Raw genomic sequence first — 16,644 nt, 5'->3', positions numbered from 1 at the left:
TTTCCCTGCGTGTCCTGCACGCCCGCATCGTCAGACTGGCCAACGCCGGCCTGACGGTGCGGCTTATCGCCATGAAGGAGGCGACATGCGCATGAATGGCACCCGCCGCCTCATTCCCACCTTGTGGGATCGGTTGCAGGACGATGCACCGCATCAGGGAGAGGCCGCGGAGGAGCAACGCTTCGTCAGTCTCGACGAGTACAAGCGCACCATCGTGCGTGACCTCGAGATTCTGGTGAACACGCGCAGCGAATTGCTGGGAGGGCGCTTGAATGACTTTCCCGGGTTGCGCGGCACGGTGCTGGGCTTCGGTCTGCCGGACTTTCTCGGCCGAGGCCTGCACAGCAGTGAAGACCGCCGCTTGATCCAGCGTCAGCTGGAGTACGCCATCGAAAGCAATGACCGTCGCTTTCGCAACGTGCAGGTCAAGCTGCTTGACCAGGATGGTCAGGATCGACTCCTGCGCTTTCGCGTCGAGACGCTCCTCGTCCTCAAGGATGCAACGCGGCAAGTGGCCTTCGATGCCGTGCTGCATGCCGACACTCAGCAATACAAAGTGCAGAACCTTTCCTGATGCTTGATGAACTGCTGCCTTATTACGAACAAGAGATCTCGCACCTGCGCTTTCTGGGCCGGGAGTTCGCACGTGAGTACCCCAAGATTGCCGCAAGACTGCAATTGGAAGGCGACCACTGCGAAGACCCGCACACCGAGCGTCTGGTCGAGTCCTTCGCGTTCCTGTCGGCACGGGTTCACAAGAAGCTGGATGATGATCTGCCGGAAATCGTCGAGGCCTTCCTCGATGTGCTCTACCCCCATTACCTGCGACCGACGCCTTCGCTGTCGATCGCACAGCTCGACCCCGGTGAGCAGACCTCGCTGACCGGGCGCTATCAGGTCGCGCGGCACACCGAGATGTTCTCGCGTCCGGTGGAAGGCGTGGCCTGCCGGTTCCGTACCTGCTATCCGGTGGATGTGTGGCCGCTGCGCGTGGAAAGCGCCGGCTTCTCGCTGCTGGAACGCTCGGCCTTCAATGGCCGCGACAAGGACAGCGTCGCGCGGCTGGATCTGGCCTTCGAGGCCTTGAACGACCAGTCGGTGGGCAGCTTCGGGATCGACCGCCTGCGCCTGTTCCTGGACGGCGAGGGTGCCTTGATGCACCCGATGTACGAACTGCTGTTCAACAATCTGACCCGCCTGAGCGTCAGCTTCGATGAGGGCGGCCAGCGCCGAGAAGTCGCGCTGCCGACGGATTCGCTCACGCCGGTCGGGTTCGCGCCCGAGGAAGGATTGATCGATTACCCCGAGCGCTCCTTCCTCGGCTATCGCCTGCTGCACGAGTACTTCACCTTCCCCGACAAGTTCATGTTCTTCGATGTCGAAGGGCTGACACGTCTGCTGGCACGCGCCAGCGGCACGCGTTTCGAGCTGCACTTCCACTTCGCGGACTATGCGCTGGACGAGCGTCTGTCGCGGCTGTCCCAGAGTCTGGGGCGCAATCATTTCCGCCTCGGCTGCACGCCGGTGATCAACCTGTTCGAGCGTCAGGCCGAGCCGATCCTGCTCACCCATACCCAGGCGGAATATCCGGTGGTGGCCGATGTGCGCAATCCGCACGGCGCCGAGGTGATCTCGATCGACCGCGTCACGCGCGTACAGAAGACTGCCGAGCGCGATCACGTGCGCTATTGCCCGCCGTTCTTCGAGCCGCAGGGCAGTGCGCCGTCACGCGAGACCAGCTACTGGCTGTCGCGGCGGGTGCCGTCCGCCCGTGAGCGGGATGCCGGCACCGAGCTGCTGCTGCGCCTGGCGGATCGTGAGCTCAATGCCATCGACGCCACCAGTGACGTGCTTAGCCTCAAGCTGACCTGCAGCAATCGTGACCTGCCGCAGCGACTGAGCTTCGGCCATCCGCGCGGTGACTTCACGCTGCCGCGCGAGCAGGTGGTCAAGGCCATCCGCTGCCTGCGCAAGCCCACGCCCTCGGCGCGGCCGCCGATGGGCAAGGGCGTCATCTGGCGCCTGATCTCGCATCTCTCGCTCAACCATCTCTCATTGGTGGAGCGTGGCCGCGATGTGCTGCTGGAAATGCTCTCGCTCTACAACTATCGCGATCTCGAGGCCACGCGTCGCCAGATCAACGGCATCGCCAGCATCCAGAGCGCACCGGCGATGACACGGATCGGGCATCCTCGCCCGGCCTTCGTGCGCGGTACCGGCATCACGCTGGAGCTGGATGAACAGGAGTTCATCGGCAGCGGCATCTTCGTGTTCGGCATGGTGCTGGATCACTTCTTCGGGCAGTACTGCTCGCTCAACAGTTTCACTCGGCTGACATTGCGCAGCCGCCAGCGCGAAAAGGACGTCGTGACATGGCCCGCCAGAACCGGCACTCAGCCCCTGGTCTGATCGACCAGGCGCGCGCTGAGCCTTACCGGTTCAGCTTCTTTCAGCTGGTGCGATTGCTCCGGCTGCACTACAGCCGTGCCGGACGCCTCGAACCCGAGCTGCGTCCCCACGAGGACCCGCTGCGCTTTCGCAGCCAGCTGTCGCTGAACTTCCCGGCCAGTGAAGTGAGTGACCTCGTGTTCGAGAGCGAGACATCGCGCTCTCCGACCGACCAGCCGCTGACCCAGGTGCAGGTCACCTTCATGGGGCTGGTGGGCCCGTCCGGTGTCCTGCCGCGTCCGTACACCGAGACGTTGATCGACCGCCACGTGCAGCTGCGCGATGACGGGGCTCATGCCTTCTTCGATCTGTTCTCGCACCGCATGACGGCGCTGTTCTATCAGGCGTGGCAGAAGTATCGCTTCCACATCGAGTATGAGCGTCGCGGCGAGACGGACTTCGAGCGCCAGCTGCTCGCGCTCAGCGGTGTCTCCGGGCGCTCCGCGCAGCTGCTGTTCGCGGGGGACGATGCCCTTGTCGACGAGAATCGCGACAACGCGGCACCCAGCCGGGGGCTCGGCAATCAGGACGGCCGAGAACTGCCGCGCGAGCTGTTCTCCTTCTTCGCCGGGCTGCTCGGTCAGCGGCCCCGCAATCAGCAGAACCTGACCACCTTGCTGGGCAGCTTCTTCGGCGTGCCGTGTGAGGTGAAGCCCTTCCAGGGGCGTTGGCTCGACATCAGCGAGCCGGAATTGACGCGCCTGGGGCAGGCCAATGCCCGGCTGGGACAGAGCGCCGTGGCCGGCAAGCGCGCCTGGGATTACCAGTCCTGCGTGCGTATCGCGGTCGGCCCCTTGCGCCTGGCGGACTTCCGCCGCTTTCTGCCCGGCGGTGAGGACCATCTGCGCATGACGGAACTGATCCGTTTCTATGTCGGGCCGGAGCTCGATTTCGAGCTGGAACTGCAGCTCGAGCCCAGTGAAGTGCCGCCGGCCCGCCTGGGAGGAGCCGGTGGCATCTCGCTGGGCCGCCTCGGCTGGCTGGGCCAGACACCCCGCAGCACCTCGGGAAGTGTGCTGCTACGAATTCCCTTCGATGGAGTGACCCCGTGAGTCTCAAGACGCTATTCGCCAAGCTCAATGATGTCAGCCGCGGTGCCATGGAAGAGGCCGCTGGCCTGTGCCTGGCCAAGCGCCAGTATGAAGTCGATGTCGAGCATCTGCTGATCAAGCTGCTGGACGGTGACGACAACGACCTGCTGCGCATCATGCGTCACTACTCGCTGGGGCTGGATCAACTCGCCGATCAGCTGGACCGCTCGCTGGAGCGTCTGAAGACGGGCAGCACCGCGACGCCGGCACTGTCGCCGCATATCACGCGGCTGATCGAGAAGGCCTGGTTGATCGCCTCCATCGACCACGAAGTCGCGCATATCCGCAGCGGGCACCTGCTGCTGGCCCTGCTGGAAGACCCGGAACTGGCCCAGCGCGCAGGCCTGGGAGCTTCCGCGCTGGAGCGTTCGTTCGAGCCACGTCACGACACTCCGCTGGCGCGTATCGATGCCGCAGACCTGCGCCTGCATTTCACCAGCCTCTTGGCCGCAAGTCCCGAGGCCGAGCTCTCGCAGCCGACGCCGTCAGCCGCGAGCAGCGGCGGGCAGACGGCAGGTGAGGGTGGTGGCGCTGGACGCCCGGGCAGTCACAAGACCCCGGCGCTGGATCAATACACCATCGATCTGACCGCCAGTGCGCGCGCCGGCAACATCGACCCGATTCTGGGGCGCGATGACGAAGTGCGCCAGATGATCGACATCCTGACGCGTCGTCGTCAGAACAACCCGATCCTCACCGGTGAGGCGGGGGTCGGCAAGACCGCCGTGGTCGAAGGGCTGGCACAGAAGATCGTCGCCGGGGAAGTGCCTGCGCCGCTGGCACGTGTCGAGCTGCGCACCCTGGATCTCGGCCTGCTGCAGGCCGGCGCCAGCGTGAAGGGCGAATTCGAGCAGCGCCTCAAGGACGTGATCGAGGAAGTGAAGCGCAGCCTGCACCCGATCATTCTGTTCATCGATGAAGCCCACACCCTGATCGGCAGTGGCGGTCAGGCGGGCCAGAACGATGCCGCCAACCTGCTCAAGCCGGCGCTGGCGCGTGGCGAGCTGCGCACCATCGCCGCCACCACCTGGGCCGAGTACAAGAAGTACTTCGAGAAGGACGCCGCCCTGGCGCGTCGCTTCCAGGTGATCAAGGTCGAGGAGCCGGCCGAGCCGCAGGCCATCGACATGCTGCGCGGGCTGGCGACGCGCATGCGCGATCACCACAAGGTCGAGATTCTCGATGACGCCATCGTGCAGGCGGTGCGTCTCTCCAGCCGCTATATCACCGGCCGTCAGCTGCCGGACAAGGCGGTCAGCGTGCTGGATACCGCCTGTGCGCGTGTCGCGCTGGGCCAGCAGACCACGCCGGCACCGCTGGAAGATGCCCGTCAGCGCCTGCGCGATCTCGAGGCTGAACGTGCGGCACTGGCTCGCGAGCACGAGCGCGGCGATGACCGCCATGCCCCGCGTCTGGACGAGATTGACAGCGAAGTGCTGGCCATTACCGCGCAGGTGACGGCGCTGGAAGCTGACTGGACACGTCAGCGTGAGGCCGTCGAGGCGGTGCTCAAGGCTGATGCCGCCCTGAGCGCGGCCAACGAATCCGATGATGCCACCGGGCGTGACGCTGCCTTGGCCGAGCTGCGTGCCGCGCGTGAGGTGCTGGGAGCCGCCGGTGGCGAGGCGCCGCTGGTGCATGCCTGTGTCGATGGCAATGCCATCGGCGAAGTCGTCGCTGCCTGGACCGGCATTCCGCTGGGCAAGATGCAGCGTGACGAGATTGACACCGTGCGTCGTCTGCCGGCGCTGTTGGGCGAGCGCGTGCTCGGGCAGGACCACGCACTGGAAGAGATCGGCCAGCGCATCAGCCTGTCGCGCGCCAGGCTCGAAGACCCGAACAAGCCGATCGGTGTCTTCATGCTGCTCGGCCCGAGCGGGGTCGGCAAGACCGAAACCGCGCTGGCCCTCGCCGACAGCCTGTACGGCGGTGAGCGCAATCTCATCACCATCAACATGTCCGAGTACCAGGAAGCCCACACCGTCTCCTCGCTGAAAGGCTCGCCGCCCGGCTATGTCGGTTACGGGGAGGGCGGTGTGCTGACCGAGGCCGTGCGTCGCAAGCCGTATAGCGTGGTGCTGCTCGATGAGGTCGAGAAGGCGCATCCGGACGTGCTGGAAGTCTTCTTCCAGGTGTTCGACAAGGGCGTGATGGAGGATGGCGAAGGGCGCGAGATCGACTTCCGCAACTGCGTCATCCTGCTGACCTCCAACGTCGGCACCGACGAGATCATGAACCGCTGCCTGGGCGTGGCGACCCCGCCGGCACCGGAAGCGCTGGTCGAGGAGCTGCGCGACACCCTCAATGGCGTCTTCAAGCCGGCCTTCCTCGGCCGCCTCAAGGTCGTGCCGTACTACCCGGTCCACAGCGACATCCTGGCGCGCATCGTCGACCTCAAGCTGTCGCGTCTGGCGGAACGCTTCACGCGCAACCACGGCGCCCACCTGAGCTTCGCCCCGTCGCTGGCGACGCATATCGCCGAGCGCTGTACCCAGACCGACAGCGGTGCGCGCAGCATCGATCACCTGCTGAGTGGCTCGCTGATGCCGCCGCTGGTGGAGTGGGTGCTGGAACGCATGGCCGATCAGCAGCCGGTGGGCGATGTCAGCATCGCGCTGGATGACGCCGGCCAGTTCACCTACGAGATGCAGTGAGGAAGCCCACATGTCATTCCGGGGATATCACGTGAAGGCTGAGCGGCGCACCACGTCTCTGCGTCCGCGCCATTGGCTGCCCGTCATGTTGTGCGCCAGCCTGCTGCTCGGCGGCTGCGGGGTCGGCAGCCGTCTTGGCCAGCAGATGGATGGCACGGTGGGGGACATCCTGTTCCGTCAGGACGAGACGGTCGCCTTCACCCTCGATGCCGATGACTCGCTCAATCCGGATGTCGATGAGGCGTCACTGTCGGTGGTGGTGCGCATCTATCAACTGGATGCGAGTGAGGCCTTTACCAGCGCCTCGCCCGATGGCCTCTGGGATCACGCCGACAAGGTACTGGGCGACTCCCTGCTGGATACCCGCGAAGTGGTGATGGTGCCGGGCGGGCATGTCGTCGATGAGGCGCCGCTGAAGCCGGGCGCGCGGTACGTGGCGGTCGCGGCCTATTTCCGCCAGACCCCGGACGCGCGCTGGCGCGTGCTGTTCGATGCCGATGCGATGCGCAAGGACGGCCTGTTCACCTCACCGGACGGCGTCGAACTGACGCTGGCCGATCACTACATCACGGTGGCGCCCGACAGCGAAGACCTGCTGGCAACGACGACACCGCCATGAGGCGTGAGCCATTCCGCCTGACGGGCGGCACGTCACTGGCGACACCGGACGGACTTTATAAAGGATGGATTCGTGAGCAAGCATAATCGCGTGAGGTGGTCCGAGGGCATGTTCCTGCTGCCCCAGCACTTCCAGTATCAGGACGAGTATCACCAGTGGCAGCTCGGCGAGGCCAGCACGCGCAGCGGGCCCTTCGCCTTTGGCGTACAGCAGCTTGAGATCGATGAAAGCGCGCTGGCCCAGGGCCGCCTGCAACTGAGTCGCCTCAAACTGGTCTTCCCGGATGGCACGCTGTTCGATGCTCCCCAGCACGATAGCCTGCCGCGGGCGCGTGACCTGGGAGAGCTGGCCGGTCACAGCGAGATCAAGGTGCATGCTGCGCTGAGCCTGGTACAACCCTACGCCGGCAATGTGCAGGAAGATGAGCAGCAGCGCGGTGCCCGTCGTCGCTTTCGTCAGCGCTTCGATTCCCTGCCGGACCTGCTGGACGGCGATGGCGAGAACGAGCTGAGCCTGCTGGAACTCAATGTGCGTCTGTTGCTGGAAGGCGATGACCTGGAGGGCAGCACGCATTGTCCGCTGGCCGTGCTGACGCGCAATGCCGCCGGTGGCTTCTCGGTCTCGCCGCGCTTCGTGCCGCCTGCGCTTCACCTCTCGAGCAGCGAGACGCTGATGGCCATGGGCCAGCGCCTGGCCGGCATGCTGCAGGCCAAGCACGAGACGCTGTCCGGACGTCGCCGCGAGCGCGCCGATCAGGTCGCGGAATTCGGCTCAAGCGACGTGGCGCTGTTCTGGCTGCTGCATACGGTCAACCGTGCCTACCCGGCGCTGGCGCATCTGCTGCAACACCCGCAGCATCATCCCGAGAAGCTCTACACCTTCCTGTCGGATCTGGTCGCCAGCCTGATGACCTTCTCGATGGATTACCGCCTGAGTGACCTGCCGCCGTACCGCCATGAAGACCCGGTCCAGTCATTGACGACGCTGGAAACCATGGCGCGCGAGCTGCTGGATACCGTGGTGCCCAACCAGTACATCCCCATCGCGCTGGAACAGACCAAGCCGTCCTACTACATCGCCCATCTGCACGATGCGCGTCTGGTGGACGCCGACTTCTACATCAGCGTGCATGCCGACATGCCCGGCGCCAAGTTGCTGGAGCTGGTGCCGCGTGCCTTCAAGGTCGGCTCGCCGGATGACATCGAGGTGGTGGTCAACAGCGCCATGCCCGGCGGCTCGCTGGTACACGCCTCGCGTCTGCCCACCGCGATTCCCTCGCGCCTCGATAACCACTATTTCGCGCTGGAACCCCAGGGCCGCATGTATGAACGCATGATGGCCGCGCAGGCCATCGCCTTCTACGTGCCCGGCGGTTTCCACAACCTCAAGATTGAATTGATGGCGGTGCTGAAATGACCCAGACCACGGCAACCCAGCCGAGCGACACGGCGGCACATCATCCTTCCCGGGCGCCTTCCCAAGGAAGTGGCGGCGCGGGGAGATCCGGCGCATCGGTTCCGGCGGACACGCGTCTGCGCACGCTGTCCCAGGATTTCTTCTCGCTGATCCTGATGATTCGTCGCGGCAGTGAAGCGCGCAACGTCGATGAGTTCCTGACCCGGGTCGCCGACTACTTCCGCGAGCTGGAAGCCCAGGCGCTGGCGGTCGGTTACAGCATGGATCAGGTGCGTGACGCCCAGTACGCGCTGTGCGCCTTCCTCGATGAAAGCGTGCTGGGGGCCGGTGCCAGCAACATTCGCCAGCATCTGGAGCTGCATCCGCTGCAGTACACCTACTTCGGCGTGCATCTGGCGGGTGAGGGCTTCTTCGAGCGTCTCGAGGCACTGCGCACCGACGTCAAGGCCAACCTGGATGTGCTGGAGATCTATCACCTGTGTCTGGCGCTGGGCTTCGAGGGCAAGTTCCGCCTCGAACACCGTGATCAGCTGCGCTACGTGGCCAGCACGCTGGGCCAGGACATCGCGCGCTACCGTCAGACATCCGACGTGCTGGCACCGGGCTGGCAATTGCCGGACCAGGTCGGTCAGCTGCTGCGTTATGAAATTCCGGTCTGGGTCTATCTGCTGGTGATCGCGCTGTGCTGCGGGGCGGTCTATCTGGTGCTCGACAACCTGCTGGATACTCAGGTCACGGCGCTCATCGAGCGACTGTCGTCCCTGTTCGCAACGACATGAGGCGTGACGGAATGAAACGGGTGCTGGGGTTCCTCAAGAGTTTCTGGTTGGCGTCGTCACTACTGTGGCTGGCCGGTGTCGTGCTGTGCGTCTGGTGGGTGCCACGTCTGGGTGGCTCGCTGGAACGCCTGGCCATCGCCGTGGCGCTGCTGACCGCGGTGTGGCTGCTGGCCATCGTGCTGCGCAAGTATCGCAAGGTGCGCGCCGAGCGGGATCTGGAAGACCTCGTCCAGCTGGAAGTGGACCGCGAAGCTGCGGATGCCGCCACCGAAGCCGGCGATTACGAAGTGCTGCGTGAGCGTCTCAAGTCGGCGCTGCGCATGCTGCGTGCCCAGCGTGGTCTGCACAAGGGTGGCAGTGCCTCGCTCAGCGATCTGCCCTGGTATCTGGTGCTGGGTCTGTCGTCCTCCGGCAAGACCTCGCTGCTGACACGCTCCGGCCTGAGCTCCAGCGTGGCGGGGCTGGGCGGGGATTCCGGCACCCAGTACTGCGACTGGTACTTCGGCAACGACGCCCTGATGATCGACACCGCCGGGCGTTATGTGGCCGAAGAGCAGCCGGCGCGTGCCTTCGCCGACTTCCTGCGTCTGCTGGCACGCCGTCGGCGGAGTGCGCCCATCAATGGCCTGGTGGTGGTGGTGGATCTGCCGGCACTGCTGCATGCGCCGCGTGACGAGAATCATGCGCTGGCACGCCAGCTGATCGAGCGCATCAATGACTTCCGCGATGCGCTGGATGCCTCGCCGCCGGTCTATCTGATGTTCACCAAGGCCGACCAGCTGCCGGGCTTCACCGCCGCGTTCAATACGCTGGACAGCGATGCCCGCCATGCGCCGTGGGGCATGACGTTCTCGGTGGCCGAGGCGCGTCGCGAGGGTGTCGTGGCAGCCTTCTCCCGGCATTTCCCCAAGATGGTGGCGGGGCTGCGTGGTCATGTGGAAGCCGCCCTGCGTGAGCGTGGCCAGCAGGCGGACAGCGAGCTTTTGCACTTCCCGGAATACATCGCCGAGATGGAAGGCCTGCTGGCCGACTTCCTGGAGCCCTTCGATCTGCGTCGCAACAGTGCCCGCGGGCCGCTGACGCGTGGCGTCTATTTCACTAGTGCGCTGCAGGACGGCAGTGCGATGCCGGCGATTCTCGATGAGCAGGTCCGTCAGGGCTTTGCGCTCAAGGAACCGGCGGGCACCCAGGCGGCGACGCCAGCCTCAGCGACGGCGACGGCGACGGTCAGTGATCGCCCCTATTTCGTCGGCGGTGTCTTCCGTGACGTGATGATTCCGGACCGCAACCTGGTGCGTCACTACGCGCGCGATGGTCAGCGGCGTTCCCTGAACCCGCTGTTGATCGGCGTAGGTGGGGTGGCAGGTGCGGTGACGCTGGGCCTGCTCGGCAACGCCTATTACCAGAGTCGCACCAGTCTCGAGGCCGTCGATGCGCAGCTGACATCGCTTGATGGCGCCGTGACCCCCAGCGTGCAGCTCGACCTGCTCCACGCTGAGCTGTCGCGTGTGCGTCAGGCCCGCGAAGAGGGCGGTCTGCCCTGGTATCAGCACATGGGACTGGATGGCGGAGAGCGTCTGAGCGCGACGCTTGAAGCACAGTACTTCGCGACCCTCAAGCAGCAGATTCTGGCACCGCTGGCGGAAGATCTCGACGCTCGCCTGCGGGCGGTCGGGCGTCTGGCGGTCTCGCTGGGCATCGTCTCCGAGTCCGCTTCGCGGCGCACCCGTGGCGAGGACGTCGGTGAGGGCGCTGGATCCGGGGGCGATGCCTCGCGGACATTGGTCGCCGATGGCAAGTCACTGCTGACCTCGAGCGGCGAACGCCTGCGTCAGCGTCTCACCGAGCGCCCGACGCTGGGCAGCGTGCCGCGCTCACCGGGCGAACTGGCCAGTCAGCTCAAGGGCGAGGCGGATTACCGCCTGCGCGGCGGCGTCAATGACGCCTACTGGAGCACCCGACAGCAGGGACGTGATGCGCTGCGTGACAAGGCCGAGAATTTCCGTGGCTCGTCCGCGGGACTGGGCGGCGATGGCACCGTGGCGGGTGAGGGGGGCAGCCCGGACGGCGGCATGCCGGGCGGTCCGGCCTTCTCCAGTGAAGTGCTCAACCAGCTGACGCCGGAGCAGGTCGCCGGGCTGATCGATGCCTACGATGCGCTCAAGCTGTATCTGATCCTGAGTGAGCCTGCGGAACATCCGGACGTCGCCTTCGTGCGCGAAGCCCTGCCGCGCGCCTGGCATCAGCTGGCGGACAGTCACCGCCGTGTGCCGGGGGGAGATCAACGCATCGCCGACAATGTCGCGCTCTACAGCGAATATCTGGCGCAGGGCAAGGCACCTGCCCTGGTGCGGGATGAGGACCGCGTCGCGCGTTCCCGCCGTGACCTCAAGGCCTTCCTGCTCGACAACTCGCCGGCGGAGCGGGAATACCTGCGTCTGCGTCTGGCGGCCGAAGCCCGTTTCCCGTCGATGACGCTCTCGGTGATGCTGCCCGAAGAGGGCGCCCGTGGCTTGCTGTACGCCGGCGAATCCGTGCCGGCCTTCTTCACGCGTCGCGTGTGGGACGAGTTCGTGCGTCCCGAGTTGCTCAAGACGCTGAGTTCTGACCTGCCGGTGGAGCATGATTGGGTGCTGGAAGACGAGAACCCGGATGCCGAGCAGGGCAAGACCGAATTCGCCGAGGCGATTCTGGCGCATTACAAACGTGACTATGCCGAGGCCTGGGAGCGCTTCCTGGCCGATGTCGGCGTGCGTCGCTTCGAAGGTCTGGCGCTCTCGCGTCAGCGTCTGGCGCGCTTCAGCGACTATCAGCGCTCACCGCTCAAGACACTGCTGGCCGTGGTGGATGACAACACCCGCTGGGACAGCCGCGATGCCGAGGCCCGCAAGACGCCCCAGCCACGCGAAGCCGAGGGTGACGCACCGGCCCCGGCGGCCGAGTCGGCGGGCCTGTGGGATCAGGCGCTGGCGTGGGTCGAGGAGGATGGCAGTCAGCTGGCACAGCGTACCGGCGCATTGCAGGGACTGCCGCACGTGCACGACGGGAAGCTGGCGGACCACTTCGCGCCGGTCGCCAGCCTGTTTGCCCAGGATGAGGGGCAGGATGGCGATGCCTCGGTCATGAACCGCTACCAGCTGCGCCTGCGTCAGCTCAAGGTACGCCTCGACGGACTGGAGCGTGGCGATGTCGGCAAGCGTACCAAGCAGCTGCTGGCGGAGATGATCGGCGGCAAGCCCAATGAGATCTCGGCGGCGCGTGACTATGTCGCCGCCAATGTCGATACCTCGCAGGAACCGCTGGTGCAGTCGCTGCAGCGTCTGTTCCGTGCGCCCATCGATTACTCCGTGGCCAGTCTGCAGGGACCGGTGGCGTCACAGCTGGCCGCCGCCTGGGGCGAGCAGGTCGTCTCACCCTGGCATCGCATGGTCAGTGGCCGCTATCCGGTCAGCGATTCCGCCAACGAGACCTCGGTGCGTGACCTGCGTCAGTTCATCGACCCCGATAGCGGTCTGCTGACCCGCTTCGACAATGAAGAAGTCGGCAACCTGGAAGAGGGTGAGCAGGACGGTACGCCGCTGGTGGACCCCAAGATCACCGCCACCATCACCAAGGGCACGGCAGTGGGCCGGGTGCTGGAGAGTCTGGCGGATGTGGAGAACGGCTTCGAGATCATGATCCGGCCTTCCTCCCGGCTGATCTCGATCGAGCTGACGCTGGACGGTCAGCAGCAGACCTATCGCAATGGTCGTCAGCACTGGCAGCGCTTCGTCTGGCCGGGTGATCCGGAAGTCTCCGGCGCCCGACTGGAGGTGGTGACACGGGACGGCCGCCGCATCACCGTCTTCAACTTCCCCAATCGCTGGAGTCTGTTGAAACTGATCGAATCCGCGGACGTGACAGACCTGGATACCGCCCGTCAGCGCTTCACCTGGTACACCCCGGTGGGCCCGGTGAGCTTCGAGGCGCGCAACTTCGGTGGCGTGAAACTGACGGACCTCAAGCAGGTGCGCAACCTGTCCATGCCCTCGGTCGCCGGGAGATGACCGCATGATCGGCTTCTTCGGCAAGCTGCCCGGCAGCGCTGACTTCATCGCCCATCACGCGGGCCACAAGGACATCCGGGAACTGGATGGCTGGTGGCAGCGGGCGCTGAATCGCATGGCCGAGCGCGACGAAGACTGGCAGGCACGTTTCGATGCCTTGCCGCTGTGCTTCTTTCACTACCGCGCCAGCAGCGGAGCCTGGTTGATGGGCGCCATGTCGCCCTCGCAGGACGCCTCCGGGCGACGCTACCCGCTGCTGGTCTTCCAGCGGCTGGCCGTCTCGCCGGTGGTGGAGGGCAGTGTCGGGGTGCATACCCTCGGCGAGACCTTCGCCGGGCAGGTGCGGGAGTTGCTGCGCGATGTGATGCATTGCGCAGACCCCCTGAAGGCACAGGAGCGTCTGCTCACGGGAATCGAGGCGCTACGCCCGCTGGATGATTCCGATCTCAAGCTGCATCGGCGTCTGTTCGCGCGCTTTCTGGAAGACGTGCGCTACGGGGACCTCACGCGGGCGCTGGCCAGTGGCTTCCCCGACGTGAGCGCCCAGCGACTGACGCAGGACATGCAGGCATTGCGCCGGCAGCTGGCGACAGGGGGCGCACGCGATGACACCCGGGGGCAGGCGGCATTGCCACTGCCGCCGGAGCGCGCGCTGAAGCGTCCCGCGGCGGACCTGTGGCTGCACTGGCTGGAGCATGACAATGGCGCGCCGGGGCAGATCAGCGTGATCGTCGATGACTTCATGCGCCCGACATTGATGCGCTTCACGCGTGACGATCATGACGCACTGCGCATTCTGGCGGGCTCCGCCTTCGAGGTGCTCGGGCCCTGGCGCCTGCTTGGCAGCGGGGAGTCTCACGCTGGCCCGCTGGATGCGTCTCACGCCTCGACACTGGGCATGGGAGCCTACATCGCCGCTCTGTCAGATGACCGGAAAGATGACCCGGGGCCGCAGGGGACAAGGGCGGGCAGTGACGACACGGTATTCGGCGACATACCCAAGGATGAATCGGCACCGACATGAACAAGTTCAAGCTTCACGTTCTCAAGTACTACCTCCTCAAGTACCGCCCGTATTGGCTGGGCGTGCTGTTCTTCCTTGGCATCTTCGTGGTCTGGGGCGCCGGTGTCGGACTCGGCTTCTCGTCACTGGACAGTCTGCTGGTCGGCATTCTGGCGTTTCTGGTGGCCTCTGCCCTGTATCTGCTGCTGCTCTATCGCGGGGTGGGAGAGCGCAAGGATGTCGAGTCGCTGTTGATCCAGAACGCCGATGACGCCGTGCTCAGCGCCGCGCCCCAGGACCGCGAGGAAGTCAGCCTGCTGCGCGAGCGCCTGCTGGCCGCGCTGGATCGCATGCGCAAGAGTGCCAGCGAGAAACGCGGTGGCTGGTTCACCCGTCAGGGTGATCTGCTCTATACGCTGCCCTGGTATCTGGTGATCGGTCAGCCTGCGGTGGGTAAGAGCACGCTGGTGTCGCGCTCCGGACTCGATTTCCCCTTCGCGGAGCGGGAAAGCGCACGTGTCGCGGGCATCGGTGGCACCCGTCACTGTGACTGGTTCTTCAGCAGTGAGGCCGTGCTGCTGGATACCGCGGGGCGTTATGTCAGCTCCGAGGAGGAAGTCGGCAAGTGGCGTGCCTTCCTCGACATGCTGCGTCGCTATCGTCCGCGTCAGCCGCTCAATGGGTTGATCGTCGCGGTCAGCATCGATGAGGTGCTCCAGAACCGCCATGACGTCGAGGCACTGGCCCATCAGCTGCGCGAGCGTATCCAGGAAAGCTACGAGCGTCTGGGCGCCGCGCTGCCCATCTATCTGGTGTTCACCAAGAGTGACCACATTCCCGGCTTTCGCGAGTTCCATGCCCAGCTGGCACCGGCGCAGCGCGATGAAGTGCTGGGCATGAGCTTCCCGCACCAGGGCTATGCCGAGGCGGATTGGCGTACACGGTTCAGTGAGGCGATGACTCGCCTGGTGGCACGCTGCGCGGGTACCGGGGAGCGCTGTCTGATCGAGGGTGACATCGTGCGCACCCGCGAGGCCCCGGCGGCGGTGGAATTCCCGCGAGAGCTTGAAGCGCTGGCACCGCATCTGACCGATTTCGTCACCGAGCTGCTCAAGGTCAATCCCTATCAGGCAGCGCCGCTGCTGCGCGGGTTCTACTTCACCAGTGCGCTCTCCGAGGGGCAGGCCAGCACGGCAGCCCATGGGCGTAACGTGGCGTCACGCTTTGCCGTCACCGAGCGTCATGCGCCGGGCCATCAGGATGGCAAGCCGCTGTTCGTCTCGGGGCTGTTCTCGCGGGTATTGCTGCCGGATCAGCATCTGGTCGGCCTGTATGGCGGCGCCAACCTGCAGCGTCGGCGTCAGCTGCGCTGGGTGTGGCTGGCGCTGGCACTTGCCGGAGCGATGTGTCTGGCGTGGGCGGTGTCCTTCACCGCCAACACCCGCGAGCTCGGGGCGCTGGATCAGGCCCTGGATGACGCCTACGAGGAAGACGCCGGCGAGCCCGATGCCTATGCCCAGTGGGCGACGCTGGATGCCCTGCGTGACAGCGCGGCCCGCTACGATGCTCGCCATCACGAGCATGGCGTGCCTTGGTCGCTCGGTTTCGGGCTCTATGAAGGCGAGACGCTGGAACCTGAGCTGCGCGATGTCTATTTCGGTCAACTGCGTCAGACGATGCTGGTGCCGATCGCCAGCAACCTCAACCAGTCGCTGTTCATGCTGCCGACCATCAGCGTGCATGACCGCGAGGACGGGCCGCGCGAGACGGATATCCATGTCCCGGGAGTCGAGGACCACGCCCAGCCGCGTGACAACTCGGCCCAGGCGCTGGCGGACTTCGGCAACAACACCCTGAAGACCTACCTGTCCCTGTCGCGCACGCCGCGCGAGGACATCGAGCCGGACTGGCTGCGTAGCGAGATGCCGGTCTACTGGTATCCGGCCATCACCCAGGGGGAGGATGTGCCGCGCGACAGTCGTGATCTGGAATATGCCAGCCGTCAGGTCAACTTCTATGCCGAGCAGGTCGTGCGCCCGGACGTGCCGCGTCTGGAAGACAACACCTTCCTGGTGTCATCCAGTCGCAACTACATCGATGGCCTGCTGGACCGCTCCCTGAGCACCGTCGAGACCATCACGCTGGAATCCGACACCCTGTTCGCCTTCGGGCGTGCGGATTACTCGGGCCTGCAGGGCGAGGGGCAGCGTCAGCTGAATGCCATCGCCGAGCGGCTTTCCAACACGCCGAATCTGGGCCGCATCACCATCACCGGCCACGCCGACCCGATCGGCTCGGCCGTGGTCAATCGCCAGCTCTCGCTGCAACGTGCCGAGACCGTGCGCACCTATCTGGTGGGCAAGGGGCTGCCGGGTGAGCTGATCGGTGCGGAAGGGGCCGGCAGCGATCGTCCGCTGGTCAAGTGCGATGGCCAGATGTCACGAGCGGAGAGAATCGCCTGTCTGGCCCCCAATCGTCGTGTCGAGATTGAAGTGCGTGCACTGAACTGACCTGACCAGAACACAACAGAACTGACGGGCAGCGCCCAACCGGATTCATTTTGCCGACTCACGGAGGAGTCGAGCTCT

10 protein-coding genes are annotated in these 16,644 nt (G+C 65.4%); all 10 read left to right on the top strand.

Annotated features, from left to right (window positions below; translation table 11 throughout):
- The first annotated feature begins 85 nt into the window (after positions 1-85).
- Entirely contained in the window at positions 86-574 is a 489-nt protein-coding gene (gene tssE, locus BFX80_RS10870; protein ID WP_233593521.1) for a type VI secretion system baseplate subunit TssE, read from the top strand.
- Positions 574-2,409 carry a type VI secretion system baseplate subunit TssF gene (gene tssF, locus BFX80_RS10865; RefSeq protein ID WP_084208887.1) on the top strand — a complete coding sequence of 612 codons (1,836 nt, stop codon included), beginning with the start codon at positions 574-576 and terminating at the stop codon, positions 2,407-2,409. Before tssE ends, tssF begins: the two co-directional genes overlap by 1 nt.
- Entirely contained in the window at positions 2,373-3,500 is a 1,128-nt protein-coding gene (gene tssG, locus BFX80_RS10860; protein ID WP_084208886.1) for a type VI secretion system baseplate subunit TssG, read from the top strand. The genes tssF and tssG overlap by 37 nt, the downstream gene beginning before the upstream one ends.
- The gene (tssH, locus tag BFX80_RS10855) at positions 3,497-6,193 is read left to right on the top strand and encodes a type VI secretion system ATPase TssH (RefSeq protein WP_084208885.1); all 2,697 of its coding nucleotides are present in this window, start codon (positions 3,497-3,499) and stop codon (positions 6,191-6,193) included. The genes tssG and tssH overlap by 4 nt, the downstream gene beginning before the upstream one ends.
- Positions 6,194-6,203: 10 nt before the next feature.
- Positions 6,204-6,812 (top strand): type VI secretion system lipoprotein TssJ, encoded by a 609-nt coding sequence (gene tssJ / locus BFX80_RS10850; protein ID WP_164850341.1) that lies wholly within the window; start codon positions 6,204-6,206, stop codon positions 6,810-6,812.
- Between the two features lie 72 nt (positions 6,813-6,884).
- A complete protein-coding gene (tssK, locus tag BFX80_RS10845; RefSeq protein WP_084208883.1) occupies positions 6,885-8,228 on the top strand; it encodes a type VI secretion system baseplate subunit TssK in 1,344 nt (447 codons plus the stop codon).
- Positions 8,225-9,007 carry a type IVB secretion system protein IcmH/DotU gene (gene icmH, locus BFX80_RS10840; protein WP_084208882.1) on the top strand — a complete coding sequence of 261 codons (783 nt, stop codon included), beginning with the start codon at positions 8,225-8,227 and terminating at the stop codon, positions 9,005-9,007. The genes tssK and icmH overlap by 4 nt, the downstream gene beginning before the upstream one ends.
- Before the next feature lie 11 nt (positions 9,008-9,018).
- Positions 9,019-13,053 carry a type VI secretion protein IcmF/TssM N-terminal domain-containing protein gene (locus BFX80_RS10835; RefSeq protein ID WP_164850340.1) on the top strand — a complete coding sequence of 1,345 codons (4,035 nt, stop codon included), beginning with the start codon at positions 9,019-9,021 and terminating at the stop codon, positions 13,051-13,053.
- 4 nt (positions 13,054-13,057) lie between these two features.
- Positions 13,058-14,077: a type VI secretion system-associated protein TagF gene (tagF, locus tag BFX80_RS10830; protein WP_084208880.1), complete on the top strand. Its 1,020-nt coding sequence runs from the start codon at positions 13,058-13,060 to the stop codon at positions 14,075-14,077.
- The gene (gene tssM, locus BFX80_RS10825; protein WP_084208879.1) at positions 14,074-16,566 is read left to right on the top strand and encodes a type VI secretion system membrane subunit TssM; all 2,493 of its coding nucleotides are present in this window, start codon (positions 14,074-14,076) and stop codon (positions 16,564-16,566) included. Before tagF ends, tssM begins: the two co-directional genes overlap by 4 nt.
- Positions 16,567-16,644 lie beyond the last annotated feature (78 nt).

Source organism: Cobetia marina (assembly GCF_001720485.1).
Taxonomy (GTDB): Bacteria; Pseudomonadota; Gammaproteobacteria; order Pseudomonadales; family Halomonadaceae; genus Cobetia; species Cobetia marina.
This window is presented reverse-complemented; position numbering and strand designations above follow the sequence as displayed.